Source organism: Streptomyces sp. NTH33 (genome assembly GCF_003236365.1).
Lineage (GTDB): Bacteria > Actinomycetota > Actinomycetes > Streptomycetales > Streptomycetaceae > Streptomyces.
Map to the genome: position 1 here is coordinate 1 of NZ_POTZ01000201.1, position 12,265 is coordinate 12,265.

At 73.3% G+C, this 12,265-nt stretch carries 12 protein-coding genes and 2 pseudogenes; 7 read left to right on the forward strand and 7 right to left on the reverse strand.

The genetic code is table 11. The features are described from left to right. Positions 1-1,013 (reverse strand): CaiB/BaiF CoA transferase family protein (locus C1I97_RS19660; RefSeq protein ID WP_111004541.1); only part of this gene is annotated, 1,013 nt, incomplete at its 3' end. A gap of 215 nt (positions 1,014-1,228) precedes the next feature. Here C1I97_RS19660 and C1I97_RS19665 point away from each other — a divergent pair. Continuing rightward, positions 1,229-2,407 (forward strand): saccharopine dehydrogenase family protein, encoded by a 1,179-nt coding sequence (locus C1I97_RS19665; RefSeq protein WP_111004530.1) that lies wholly within the window; start codon positions 1,229-1,231, stop codon positions 2,405-2,407. Here the strand turns inward: C1I97_RS19665 and C1I97_RS19670 are convergent. Both C1I97_RS19670 and C1I97_RS19675 read right to left on the reverse strand, forming a co-directional pair. Next, positions 2,404-3,102, reverse strand: coding sequence for an endonuclease V (locus C1I97_RS19670; protein ID WP_111004531.1), 699 nt, complete (start codon positions 3,100-3,102; stop codon positions 2,404-2,406). The genes C1I97_RS19665 and C1I97_RS19670 overlap by 4 nt on opposite strands. A gap of 70 nt (positions 3,103-3,172) precedes the next feature. Then, positions 3,173-3,499, reverse strand: coding sequence for a plasmid stabilization protein (locus C1I97_RS19675; protein ID WP_111004532.1), 327 nt, complete (start codon positions 3,497-3,499; stop codon positions 3,173-3,175). 268 nt (positions 3,500-3,767) lie between these two features. Here C1I97_RS19675 and C1I97_RS19680 point away from each other — a divergent pair, with 268 nt between their 5' ends. Beyond that, positions 3,768-4,184 (forward strand): SsgA family sporulation/cell division regulator, encoded by a 417-nt coding sequence (locus C1I97_RS19680; RefSeq protein ID WP_111004533.1) that lies wholly within the window; start codon positions 3,768-3,770, stop codon positions 4,182-4,184. Positions 4,185-4,242: 58 nt separating this feature from the next. Here C1I97_RS19680 and C1I97_RS19685 read toward each other — a convergent pair whose 3' ends face one another. After that, positions 4,243-4,914: a GOLPH3/VPS74 family protein gene (locus tag C1I97_RS19685; RefSeq protein WP_111004534.1), complete on the reverse strand. Its 672-nt coding sequence runs from the start codon at positions 4,912-4,914 to the stop codon at positions 4,243-4,245. A 320-nt stretch (positions 4,915-5,234) separates the two neighbouring features. Between C1I97_RS19685 and C1I97_RS19690 the strand changes: the two genes are divergently transcribed. The 3 genes from C1I97_RS19690 (at position 5,235) to C1I97_RS19700 (ending at position 8,930) form a co-directional block, all read left to right on the forward strand. Continuing rightward, the gene (locus tag C1I97_RS19690; RefSeq protein WP_111004535.1) at positions 5,235-6,860 is read left to right on the forward strand and encodes an ABC-F family ATP-binding cassette domain-containing protein; all 1,626 of its coding nucleotides are present in this window, start codon (positions 5,235-5,237) and stop codon (positions 6,858-6,860) included. A 67-nt stretch (positions 6,861-6,927) separates the two neighbouring features. Then, on the forward strand, positions 6,928-7,704 hold the full coding sequence (gene ddaH, locus C1I97_RS19695; protein WP_111004536.1) for a dimethylargininase: 777 nt from the start codon (positions 6,928-6,930) through the stop codon (positions 7,702-7,704). 251 nt (positions 7,705-7,955) lie between these two features. Then, the gene (locus tag C1I97_RS19700) at positions 7,956-8,930 is read left to right on the forward strand and encodes an acyl-ACP desaturase (RefSeq protein ID WP_111004537.1); all 975 of its coding nucleotides are present in this window, start codon (positions 7,956-7,958) and stop codon (positions 8,928-8,930) included. Here C1I97_RS19700 and C1I97_RS19705 read toward each other — a convergent pair whose 3' ends face one another. Together C1I97_RS19705 and C1I97_RS19710 are read right to left on the reverse strand one after the other, a co-directional pair. Continuing rightward, a complete protein-coding gene (locus C1I97_RS19705) occupies positions 8,931-9,176 on the reverse strand; it encodes a WhiB family transcriptional regulator (protein ID WP_181446798.1) in 246 nt (81 codons plus the stop codon). A 112-nt stretch (positions 9,177-9,288) separates the two neighbouring features. Next, positions 9,289-9,810 (reverse strand): annotated as a pseudogene (locus tag C1I97_RS19710) (ABC transporter permease); the annotation flags it as partial. Positions 9,811-9,813: 3 nt separating this feature from the next. Between C1I97_RS19710 and C1I97_RS19715 the strand changes: the two are divergent. Continuing rightward, positions 9,814-10,059, forward strand: a pseudogene (locus C1I97_RS19715) (response regulator transcription factor); the annotation flags it as partial. 121 nt (positions 10,060-10,180) lie between these two features. Continuing rightward, positions 10,181-10,972, forward strand: a complete 792-nt coding sequence (locus tag C1I97_RS19720; RefSeq protein ID WP_111004539.1) for a VOC family protein — start codon at positions 10,181-10,183, stop codon at positions 10,970-10,972. Here the strand turns inward: C1I97_RS19720 and C1I97_RS19725 are convergent. Continuing rightward, the gene (locus C1I97_RS19725; RefSeq protein ID WP_258382648.1) at positions 10,947-12,122 is read right to left on the reverse strand and encodes a PucR family transcriptional regulator; all 1,176 of its coding nucleotides are present in this window, start codon (positions 12,120-12,122) and stop codon (positions 10,947-10,949) included. The genes C1I97_RS19720 and C1I97_RS19725 overlap by 26 nt on opposite strands. Positions 12,123-12,265 lie beyond the last annotated feature (143 nt).

The following is a 12,265-nucleotide window of genomic DNA, read 5'->3' on the forward strand; positions in this document are numbered from 1 at the left end:
CCGGCGTGGTCGGTGAAGGTGGAGCGGGCGGCCAGGTGCGGGTGGTGCGGGGCCTCGCGCAGCGACAGCACGGGGGCCACGCACGCGTCGGAGTCCTCGAAGACGGCCGTCCACTCGTCCCGGGTGCGGGACTTGAAGCGGGCGGCGACCGCCTCGCGCAGTTCACCCCACCGGGTGACATCCGTGCGGGTGCCGGCGTGGTCCTCGATGCCGAGCAGGGTCAGGAACTCGGCGTAGAACTGCGGCTCGAGCGCGCCGACCGCCATGTACCGGCCGTCGGCGGTCTCGTAGGTGCCGTAGTACGGGCAGCCGCCGTCCAGGAGGTTGGCCCCGCGGCGGTCCTGCCAGGCGCCGGCGGCGAGCATGCCGTGGATCATCGCGGACAGGTGGGCCGTGCCGTCGACGATGGCGGCGTCGACGACCTGGCCGGTGCCGGTCGCGCGCGCGTGGTGCAGGGCGGCGAGGACGCCGACGACGAGGTAGAGGGAGCCGCCGGCGTAGTCGCCGAGGAGGTTGGCGGGGACGGCCGGGGGCCCGTCCGGGTCGCCGATCATGCCGAGGGTGCCGGTGACGGCGATGTAGGCGATGTCGTGCCCCGCGCGCGGGGCGAGCGGGCCGTCCTGGCCCCAGCCGGTCATCCGGCCGTAGACGAGGCGGGGGTTGCAGGCGTGGCACGCCTCGGGGCCGACGCCGAGGCGCTCGGCGACGCCGGGGCGGTAGCCCTCGACGAGGATGTCGGCGCGCTCGGCGAGGTCGAGGACGCGGGCGGGGCCGTCCGGGGACTTCAGGTCGACGACCACGGAGCGCTTGTTGCGGTGGGTGAGGTCGCGGGCGGGGTCGATGCCGAGTGCGGCGCCGCCGGGGCGGTCCACCCGGACGACGTCGGCGCCCAGGTCGGCCAGCAGCATGGCGGCGAACGGGCCGGGGCCGATGCCCGCCAGCTCGACCACGCGCACGCCGGTGAGGGGGCCGTGCCGTCCCGCCTGCCGTCCCGTCGCCCTGGTCGTTGCCATCCAGCCCCCTTGCTGTGACACAACTGATGTAACACCGATGATGCTAGGAACGCGTTCCAGCGGAAACAAGCCCTGAGCGAGCAAGCGCTTAGCCAGGCTCTGTCCAGTCCGTACCCGGTGGCCGCGCGCCGGTACCCCTCGCCGTCGGGCTCCGCACTCCTCACGCTAGCCTCGGCCACCGACAGCGGCGCGGGCTGCGGGGAGCGAGGGGTGTCATGAGCAGGCTGAAAAAGACGGGGCGTCCGTACGACGTCGTGCTCTTCGGAGCCACCGGCTTCGTGGGGGCCCTCACCGCCGAATACCTTGCCGCGCACGCCCCCGGGGGACTGCGCTGGGCGATCGCCGGCCGCAGCGAGGAGCGGCTGCGCACGCTGCGCGAGCGGCTTCCCGGCGGTGCGTCCGTCGGAGTGCTGCGCGCGGACGTGACCGACCCGGCCTCCCTGCGCGAACTCGCCCGGCACACGCGCGTGCTGGCCACCACCGTGGGCCCCTACGTGACGTACGGCGAAGAGCTGGTCGCCGCCTGCGCGGACAGCGGCACGGACTATCTGGACCTGACCGGTGAGCCCGAGTTCGTCGACCTGGTGTACGTCCGGCACGACGCACGCGCGCGTGAGACGGGGGCGCGGCTGGTGCACGCCTGCGGCTTCGACTCGGTCCCGCACGACCTGGGCGTGTACTTCACCGTCCAGCAGCTGCCGGAGGGCGTGCCGCTGACCGTGGACGGGTTCGTCCGCGCGGACGGCGCCTTCTCGGGCGGGACGTTCGCGTCGGCCCTCAACCAGTTCGCACGCCCGTTGCGGATGCGGGCCGCGGCGCGGGACCGGGCGCGGCACGAGCCGCGGCTGCTGGGCAGGCGGGCGTCCACGCCGACGGGCATGCCGCGGTTCGCCGGGGAGGTCGGCGCCTGGGTGCTGCCCCTGCCGACCATCGACCCGCAGATCGTGCGGCGCTCCGCACGGGTGCTGGAACGTTACGGCCCCGACTTCCGCTACCGCCACTACGCGGCCGTCCGGCACCTGCCCGTCGCCGTGGGCGGCGCCGCCGCCGTCGGCGCGGTCATGGCCGCCGCCCAACTGCCGCCCGCCCGGCGCTGGTTGTCCGGCCGGCTGCAGCCCGGTCAGGGGCCGAGCGCCGAGAAGCGGGCCAGGAGCTGGTTCTCCGTGCGGTTCGTGGGCGAGGGCGGCGGACGACGGGTGCTGACCGAGGTCGCGGGCGGCGACCCCGGGTACGACGAGACGGCCAAGATGTTCGCCGAGTCGGCCCTGGCCCTCGCCCTCGACGACCTTCCGCCGACGGCCGGCCAGGTCACCACGGCCGTGGCCATGGGCGACGCCCTCATCACCCGCCTGCGCCGCGCGGGGCTCACCTTCCGCACGGCGGCGAGCGCTTAGGCGTCCGCCGTCGCCTCGCGCAGGGCGCGGCGGCACAGGGCGTCCGCCCTGCGGGTCGTCTCCGGGAGGCGGTGGGCCGGGGTGAGGGCGAGGGTGTGGGCGCAGGCGCCGGCCAGGGTCGTCCGGTGGCCGACGGAGACGAAGACCGGCTTGACGCCGTCCCGGGTGCGCAGGGCGCGGCCGACCTCGTCCAGGCCGGCCAGGAGCGGGGAGGAGCTGCCGCGCGGGGTGTCCGGATCGTCGTAGGTGAAGGTGAACGGGTTCTTGGCGACGCCGATCGTCGGTAGTCCGGTCAGCACGCCCAGGTGACTGGCCAGGCCGAAGCGGCGCGGGTGGGCCAGGCCGTAGCCGTCGCAGACCACCGTGCCGGGCGGGCAGGGCAGGGCGCCCAGCGCGGCCAGCACGGTGGGGATCTCGCGGAAGGCCAGCAGCCCCGGCACATAGGGGAAGGAGACCCGCCCGACGGCGGTGGCCTCGGCGACGACGCGCAGGGTGGCCGCGTCCAGGACGACGGCCGCTGCCGCCACGACGTCCCGATTGTCGTCGTAGGCGACATCGACGCCCGTGACATGTCCCGTCCCGGGCGGTGGTCCCGGCTCGTCCAGCACCACCTTCTCGCGCAGCTCGTCCTGAACGGCGCGGGCCTGCTCCTCGGTGGCGGGCCAGCCGGCGGGAATGCCTACGGTCGTCGTCATGGTGAGGACGAGCGTACGACCCGGAGTGCCGAGGGCCGCAGGGCGGGCCCGCGCCGCTCGGTGCCGGGGGTCAGCCCTTGTCCAGCGCCTGCCGCAGCTGCTGCTTGTTCATGTCCGAGCGGCCGTGGATGTTGCGCCGCCTGGCCTCCTGGTAGAGCTGGTCGTAGGTGGGTCCCTCGGAGCCCCGGCCCGAGCGCTGTCCGCCCCGCCTGCCCGAGGCCATGTCCTGGGTCGAGGAACGACTGGCGGTCTTCGACTCGCCGGAGCGGGCGCGCTCCTTGTTCACCGTGCGCGCGGCGATCTCCTTGGCGCGCTCGGCGCTCTCCCCCCGGTCCTGCGCGCTCTCCTTTATGTGCTCGTACTGACGCTCGCGTTTGGAACTGGAACCTCGTGGCATGCCGTTCACTTCCTCTCTGTGCAAGGAACGGATACCCGCATTCTGGATCTGTTCGCCATAACGGGCGATATCCAGTCGGCCAGTCGAGCGACCCGCCCGGCCGCGTCACTTGCGCGAGTGAACGTGGTGACAGAGGTCACTCGTCCCACCTGTGCACGGAATGGCTGATTCCGTCGTCTCCTCCAGTGCCCGGCCATCCGCCCGGACGGTCCTCTTCAGCCGTCACAGTCCAGCCGTCACCATCCGGCCGTCACAAGGGAGCAAGGCGTTGTCCACCGTCATCGAGCAGACCGTTCAGGCGCGCCTGGTCGCCGCCGCACCGCGGATGCCCACCATCCCCGCCACGCTGCACTACGACCGGCGCGACCCGTTCGCCGTCCGCATGACCTTCCCGGCCCCCGCCACCCTCGAAGGGGTGGAGGTCTGCTGGACCTTCGCCCGTGACCTGCTCGTGGCCGGCCTGCGGGAGCCCGAGGGCCAGGGCGACGTGCGGGTGCGGCCGTACGGCTACGACCGCACCGTCCTGGAGTTCCACGCCCCGGAGGGCACCGCCGTGGTGCACGTCCGCAACGGCGAGATACGGCGCTTCCTGGAGGCCACGAGCGAACTGGTGCCCGTCGGTCTGGAGCATCTGCAGCTCGACCTGGACCACGGTCTGGCGGAGTTGATGCGCGACGCCTGCTGACGCGCTCCCGCCCGCCCCGGGCCGACGGCCCCGGGACGCGGTGCGGCCGGCGGAAGGCTCAGCCGCCCGCCGGGGCGGAGGCCGCCGTGGCCGCCACGACGACCGCCGTGCGCACTTCGCGCACGACCCGCCGCAGGGCGGGGGCCGCAGCGCCGCTGCGTTCGGTCAGCTCCTCGATGCGCTGCCGGTGGCGCCGGTGGTCCGCGGCGGACACCAGGGTGCGCAGTCCGGCGGCGGCCGCGAGGGCGACGACGGCCGCGTCGCGTTCGGGAACCCGCGCGGCCGGCAGCGGGCCCTCCAGCACCCGGCGCGCCTCCTCGCGCAGCGCGTCCACGACGGCGACGCGCTCCAGGACGTGGTCCACCGACGGGAACACGCCGAGCACGCGCCGCCGCTCGGCGCGCAGGTACCCCTCGGCGGCCAGCTGTTCGCGCACGGCCACGAGGGTGAGCCGGGCCCGCAGCGTCACCCAGGTCCTCCAGTGCCGGGGCCGGGACTCGCGGACGAGGTCGAGCAGTCCGTCGAGGACGGGGTCCCCCGTACACGCGTCCAGGTCGACGGGTGTGGCGATGCCGTCGTCGTCGACGAGCAGCCCGCGCTGGGCCAGCTCGGTGAGGGCGCCGGCCCGGACCAGGTGGTGCAGCTCGCCGGCACCGGTGAGTTTCAGCCGCGCGGTGTCCCAGGCCAGCAGGTACAGCCGGGCCGGCAGCGAGAGCGAGCCGTCGGGCACGGGGCCTCCTTCGCTCGGTGGGCTCGGGGCCCACGCCGAAATCCGTTGACAGTGCGCTCCGGCCCTCCCTACCGTGTACAGCGGTCCTGTTGCCGTCGATAGGAGAGGGACGTTGCTCGTCTGAGGTCCTGAGGCACCGCGCCACACCGGTCAGGTGTGTGCGTCGCGTGCGACCTCGGCGTCCGAGCCGTCCCAGGAATCCGGCCCAGGGCTTCTTCCGTGCCCCGCGGACTCCTGCCTCCGACACGGCCGCCCGGCGGTGCCTCCCCACGCGTCTGCCCCTGACCGCACTCCGCATTCGCGAGGCGCCCATGTCTTCCATGTCCTCATCCATCACCTGTACCTCCCTCTCCTTCGCCTGGCCCGACGGCAGCCCCGTCTTCTCCGGGCTGGACGTCGCCTTCGGACCCGGCCGCACCGGACTCGTCGGGGTCAACGGCTCGGGGAAGTCCACCCTGTTGAAGCTGATCGCGGGCGAGCTCCCCCCGGCCCGGGGCGCGGTCCGCGTCGCCGGCGAGGTCGGGTACCTCCCGCAGAACGTCACGCTGGACACCGCGCTCCGGGTCGACGAGGCGCTCGGCATCGCCGCCCGGCGGGCCGCGCTGCACGCCATCGAGGCCGGCGACGTGTCGGAGGAGCACTTCGAGACCGTCGGCGACGACTGGGACGTGGAGGAGCGCGCCCTGGCCACCCTCGGCGAACTCGGACTCGGCCACATCGGCCTGGACCGCACCGTCGGCGAGGTGTCCGGCGGAGAGTCGGTGCTGCTGCACCTGGCCGCGCTGCTGCTGCGCCGGCCGGACGTGCTGCTGCTGGACGAGCCGACCAACAACCTCGACCTGTACGCCCGCCGACGGCTGCACGCGGCCGTCTCCGCCTGGCCGGGCGTGCTGGTCGTGGTCAGCCACGACCGCGAACTGCTGGACCTGGTCGACCGGATCGCCGACCTGCGCGCCGGGGAGGTCACCTGGTACGGCGGCAACTTCACGGCGTACGAGGAGGCCCTCGCCGTCGAGCAGGAGGCCGCCGAACGGGTGGTGCGCGCCGCCGGGGCCGACCTGCGCAAGCAGCAGCGCGAGCTGGCCGACGCCCAGGTCAAGCTGGCCCGCCGCAAGCGGTACGGCCAGAAGATGTGGGACAGCAAACGCGAGCCGAAGATCGTCATGGGCGCCCGCAAGCGCGCGGCGCAGGAGTCGGCGGGCAAGCACCGCATCCTGCACGAGGAGAGACTCGCCGAGGCCAGGGAACGGCTCGACGAGGCCGTGGAGGCGGTGCGCGACGACGACGAGATCCGCGTCCACCTGCCGGCCACGGCCGTACCACCGGGCCGGGACGTGCTCACCCTGCGGGACCTCCGGTTGGCGTACGGCGCGCGCGTGGAGGGCTTCTTCCCCCTGCGCGGCCCGGAGCGCGTCGCGCTGATCGGGCGCAACGGCGCGGGCAAGACGACGCTGCTGCGCACGATCGCCGGGGAGCTGGCGCCGGTGTCGGGCGAGGCGGTGGCGCACGTCCCGCTGCGGTTCCTGCCGCAGCGCCTCGACGTCCTCGACGGCGAGCTGACCGTCGCCGAGAACGCGGCCCGCCTCGCCCCGGGCGCCACGAACAACCGGATCCGGGCCGGGCTGGCCCGCTTCCTGTTCCGCGGCGCCCGCGCCGACCAGCGGGCGGCGACGCTGTCCGGCGGCGAACGTTTCCGGGCGTCGCTGGCCGCGCTGCTGCTGGCCGAGCCCGCGCCGCAGCTGCTGATGCTCGACGAGCCCACGAACAACCTGGACCTGGCGAGCGTGCACCGGCTGACGACCGCTCTGGAGTCCTACGAGGGCGCGCTGATCGTGGCCGGCCACGACCTGCCGTTCCTTCAGTCCATCGGCGTCACGCGGTGGCTGCTGCTGGAGGAGGGAGAACTACGGGAGACGGATGAGGGTTTTGTCGTGACCGGCGATTGACGCATGATGGCGGACCGGAGCGAGCACACCCGCAGTCACGAACCACCCGCGATCCGAAAGGCCCCTCGTGCCCAGCAAGAAGGCCCTCGTCCGCCGCCCCGGTCCGCGCCTCGCCGAGGGGCTGGTGACGCACATCGAGCGGGAGAAGGTGGACGTCGGGCTCGCGGGGCGGCAGTGGGAGGCGTACGTGGAGGTGCTGCGCGACCACGGCTGGGAGACGGTCGAGGTCGAGCCGGCCGACGACTGCCCCGACGCGGTGTTCGTCGAGGACACGGTCGTGATGTACAGGAACGTCGCTCTGATCACCCGGCCCGGCGCCGAGTCCCGGCGGGGCGAGACCGTCGGGGTCGAGGAGGCCGTGGCGCGCCTGGGCTGCTCGGTGAACTGGGTCTGGGAGCCGGGCACGCTGGACGGCGGGGACGTGCTGAAGGTCGGCGACACGGTCTACGTCGGCCGCGGCGGGCGTACCAACGGGGCCGGTGTGCGGCAGCTGCGGGCCGTGTTCGAGCCGCTGGGGGCGCGGATCGTGACCGTGCCGGTGAGCAAGGTGCTGCACCTGAAGTCGGCGGTGACGGCGCTGCCCGACGGCACGGTCGTCGGGCACATCCCGAAGGTGGACACGCCGTCGCTGTACCCGCGTTTCCTTCCGGTGCCCGAGGAGTCCGGCGGGCATGTGGTGCTGCTCGGCGGCGAGAAGCTGCTGATGGCGGCGAGCGCGCCGAAGACGGCGGAGCTGCTGGCGGACCTCGGCTTCGAGCCGGTGGTGGTGGACATCAGCGAGTTCGAGAAGCTCGAGGGATGTGTGACGTGCCTCTCGGTGCGGCTGCGGGAGTTGCACACCTGAGGGCGTGACCCGGCGCCTGTCCAGCCCCCGGACCTGCGGGTCCCGGGGCTGTCCTGTGCACCCGTCAACTTTCAGACACGGCGCCTGATCAGCGGCCCTTACGCCGAACTTAACCTACGGTTTCGTAACCTACGGCTTCGTAGCCTACGATCCCGTAGGTTCCTGGTACCGGCACCGCTCGCCGGACCGTTCCTCCGCTGTGCCTGTTTTCCGCTTTCCCCTGTTTCTCGCGCGTCCCCCTGGAGTTCCCCGTGACGATCACCTCCCCTCACCTCGGCAGCCCGTCCGTATGGACCGACGCGCGGTTGCTGTACGCGCTGGAGGAAGTGGTCGAGAAGGAGCTCAACCGGCATCTGAAGGTCGCCAAGGACTGGATGCCGCACGAGTACGTGCCCTGGAGCGACGGCCGTAACTTCCCGGGCCTGTTCGAGGACGGCGAGGCCTGGGACAAGGAGCAGTCCAAGGTCACCGAGATCGGCCGGATCGCCCTGGTCGTCAACCTGCTGACCGAGGACAACCTCCCCAGCTACCACCACGAGATCGCCTCCCTGTTCGGCCGCGACGGCGCCTGGGGCACCTGGGTGCACCGCTGGACGGCCGAGGAGGGCCGGCACGGCATCGTGATGCGCGACTACCTGCTCGCCTCGCGCGCGGTCGACCCGGACAAGCTGGAGCAGTTCCGGATGGCGCACATGAGCGAGGGTTTCGAGTCCGACAACCGGCACTCGATGCTGCACTCGGTCGCCTACGTCGCCTTCCAGGAGCTCGCCACCCGCATCTCGCACCGCAACACCGGCCTGCAGTCCGGCGATCCGGTCTGCGACCGCATGCTGGCGCGCATCGCGACCGACGAGAACCTGCACATGGTCTTCTACCGCAACCTGCTCGGGGCGGCCTTCGAGATCGCGCCCGACCTCACCATGCAGGCGGTGCGGGACGTGGTGGTGAACTTCCGCATGCCGGGCCACGGCATCCCCGGCTTCGAGCGGGCGGCGGCCCAGATGGCCATCGGCGAGGTCTACAACCTGCGCATCCACCACGACGACGTGCTCCAGCCGGTGCTGCGCTTCCTGAAGATCATGGAGATCGACGGGCTCGGCCCCGAGGGCCGGCAGGCGCAGGAGGAGCTGGGCCTGTTCATGGGCGGCCTGGACGCGGAGGCGGCGAAGTTCGACGAGAGGCTGGCGACGCGCAAGGCGCGGCTGGCGGCGCGGGCCGGGGCCTGATCAACCGTCGGCGCGCCGCAGAGTCCGGCGTTCCTGTTCGGACAGACCGCCCCAGACGCCGAAGCGTTCGTCGTTCTCCAGGGCGTACTCCAGGCAGGCCGAGCGCATCTCGCACATGCCGCAGATGCGCTTGGCCTCCCGCACCGAGCTGCCCGGCTCGGGGAAGAAGAAGTCGGCCCCGGTCTGCGCGCACAGGGCCCGGTCCTGCCAGGCGTTGTCGGCCGGGCTGATCGTCTCCGGGTGCATGCCCTGGATCGTGCCGGGCGGCGCGAAACGTTCGATCAACACGGGATCAACGCGCGCCGCCCGCGGGCCGCCGGCCGAAGTGGCAGGCGCCGAAGTGGCGGGTACCGGAGTGTCAGACGTCGCGGCGGTGTACCGCCCGGCAGCCGGCCAGGAGTGCGGCTGCCGCCCACAGCGCCGTCACGGCGAGCCCCGTCCACGGGCCGACGTCTCCCGCCGGGGTCTGGTACAGGACCTGCTGTCCGGCGCGGTCCGGGAGATAGGCGGCGGCGCCCCCGGCGACGTCTCCGACCACGAAGGACACGATCAGGATGAACGGGATCAGCAGGCTGAGCACCAGGACGGCGCTGCGCAGCAGGAAAGTGAGTCCCGCGGCGAGCAGGGCCATCAACGTGAGGTAGATCCCCGCGCCGACGCAGGCACGCAGCGCTCCCGGCTCGCCGAGACCGATGGCGTACTCCCCCAGGAACGCCTGGCCCACCAGGAACGTGGTGAACGCGGTGGCGAGCCCCACGACGAGGGCGGCGGCGGCCACGATCGCCGTTGTGGCCGCGTAGAACAGGCCCCGGCGCGGCACGGCCGCCAGGGAGATCCGCAGGGCCCCGTTTGCATACTCGGGGGAGACGGCGGTGGCCCCGTCGGCCGGGATCACGGCAACGCCGCGGCTCGGACGGCCATGGAGCGTGCCGCGCTGACCGAGCGGGAGGCGGAGGTGCTGCGCCTCGTGGCGCGCGGCCTGTCGAACGCGGAGATCGCCGCGCGTCTGGTGGTGGGGACCGAGACCGTCAAGTCCCATGTGAGTTCCGTACTGGCGAAGCTCGGCGCACGGGACCGCACGCAGGCGGTCATCGCGGCGTACGAGTCCGGCTTCGTCTCCCCGGGGTGAGGGTTCCGGGCGCGGCGGTCGTCGCCGTCCGGCGGCCGGGTGCGCTCCGGCGGCGGTGGTCGGTGGGCGGTGCCAGACTCGGCAGTGCGGGCAACCGGGCTCCGTCGAAGGAGGGCAGGGGATGCTCACCACCCGTTTCGTCAACGGCGCTCCGAACTGGATCGACGTCGGCACCCCCGACCTCGACGGCACCCGCTCCTTCTACGGCGGCCTGTTCGGCTGGCGGTTCCGGTCGGCGGGCCCCGAGGCCGGCGGCTACGGCTTCTTCCAGCTCGACGGCAGGACGGTGGCCGGCGGGACGCGGGCCACGCCGGAGCAGAGGCCGCCCTCCTGGACCGTGTACTTCCGGAGCGCCGACGCGGAGGCCACCGCCGAGGCCGCCGAGCAGGCGCACGGCAGCGCGCTGGTGCGGCCCGTGGACGTGATGGGCCAGGGCCGTACGGCGGTGCTCGCCGACCGGGCGGGTGCGGCGTTCGGCGTCTGGCAGCCGGGGCGGACCAAGGGCGTGGACGTGGCCGGCGAGCCGGGCTCGCTGTGCTGGGTCGAGCTGTACACGCCGGACATCGCCGCGGCGGCCGCGTTCTACTACAAGACGCTGGGGCTGGAGACCTCCGCGGCCTCCTTCCCCGGTGGCATCCGCACCCGCGTGAACCCCGCCGAGGGCGGTGAGGACGCCGCCTTCGGCGGCTTCGTGGCGCTCGCCGACGACCCGGACGGTGCGGGGACGGGCGCGTACTGGCTGCCGTACTTCGAGGTCACGGACACGGACGCGGCGGTCGCCAAGGCCCAGGAGCTCGGCGGCGCGGTCCGGGTGTCCGCCACCGACGTCACGGGAGTCGGCCGTACCGCCCGGCTCGCCGACCCCCACGGCGCCCGCTTCGCGGTGATCAGGAGCGCCCCGCCGCGGACGTGAGGCCCTGGTCGTCCCGGCTTCGGGCGCAGCGCAGGGCGAACAGGACGGTGGCCGCCTCCTCCGGGCTGGTCGCCCGGTAGCCGGTGAGTTCCGTGAACCGGTTCAGCCGGTTGAGCACGGTGTTGCGGTGGCAGTACAGCACGCGGGCGGTCTCCGCGATCGACCCGGTCCCGCAGTACGCGGCCACGGCCGTCAGCAGCCGCTCCCGCTCGTGCGGGGGCAGTGGGTCCAGGCCGGACAGCACCGAGTCGGCCAGCGCCTGCGCCATTGCGCCCAGGCGCGCCACGGCCACGGGCATCCACGCCTCGCTCAGGGTGACGGGGCCCGTCACCTCGCCGTCCAGGGTCGCGGCGATCACCTCGGTCATCCGGACCACGTCGGGAACGCGGGCCAGTCCGTGCGCCACCGGGCCGACCGCGCACGGTACGCCGTCCAGCCAGGCGGGCGCCGGGGTGCGCGCCGCGCGGGGCGACCGGGCCACGAGCACCAGCATGCCGTTGTGCTGCTGCAGGTGGGTGATCCGGTCGGGCGGCAAGGCCGAGACGACTCTGCGCAGCCCCTGCTGGAACTCCGGGGGCGCGATCGCCACGGTGAAGTCCGACCGCGCGCTCACCTGGAGGAGGGTCGCCACCTGGGTGACCAGCCGCTGGTCACGGCCGTCCGACGACAGCAGCCTGCCCATGAGGGCGGTCCGCTCCCGTTCCCGCTCACGGGCCAGCACGGCGACCTGGTCCAGGTAGGCGGCGTGCACCTGGACGGTGTGGAACTCGACGGCTTCCCACACCCGTACCGCGCCGCGCGTCAGCTCCGGCAGGTCAGCCGGCTCGGTGCGCTCCATCATCGCGGTCCACAGCACCCGGAAGTCCATGCGCACCGCCTGCAGGAGCTGCTCCAGCGGCACGCCCTGGTCGGCGCGGCGGCGGCCCAGCCGTCCCGGGACCCCGCGCAGCTCCTCGGACACCGGCAGGCCGCCGATCAGGCGGAGGAGCAGTTCGAAGCAGGCGCGGGCGGTGTCGCGCAGGTCGTCGAGGGCGACCGTCGACTCGTACCCCTCGAAGGCGGAGACCTCCGCGACGTAGCGTCCGACCAGGCTGTCCAGGTCGTCCAGGCAGTCCCGGGCGAGCCATGCGCCGCTCCTGCCGGTGGTCAACCGGCCGATCATGGAGCACGTGCTGCGGCTGCTCAAAAGGCATGGGCTGAACGAGACCGTCGTCACGGTCCAGTTCCCCGGCCGGCCCACCGGACCTGCCCGAGCACCCGGACTACCCCCCGCATCCTCGCCGTCTTCAACGA

Excerpts from the sequence above, each read along its gene's own strand:
- C1I97_RS19665 (WP_111004530.1), top strand. The coding sequence starts at position 1,229 with ATGAGCAGGCTGAAAAAGACGGGGCGTCCGTACGACGTCGTGCTCTTC.
- C1I97_RS19670 (WP_111004531.1), bottom strand. The coding sequence starts at position 3,102 with ATGACGACGACCGTAGGCATTCCCGCCGGCTGGCCCGCCACCGAGGAG.
- C1I97_RS19675 (WP_111004532.1), bottom strand. The coding sequence starts at position 3,499 with ATGCCACGAGGTTCCAGTTCCAAACGCGAGCGTCAGTACGAGCACATA.
- C1I97_RS19690 (WP_111004535.1), top strand. The coding sequence starts at position 5,235 with ATGTCCTCATCCATCACCTGTACCTCCCTCTCCTTCGCCTGGCCCGAC.
- C1I97_RS19705 (WP_181446798.1), bottom strand. The coding sequence starts at position 9,176 with ATGCACCCGGAGACGATCAGCCCGGCCGACAACGCCTGGCAGGACCGG.
- C1I97_RS19720 (WP_111004539.1), top strand. The coding sequence starts at position 10,181 with ATGCTCACCACCCGTTTCGTCAACGGCGCTCCGAACTGGATCGACGTC.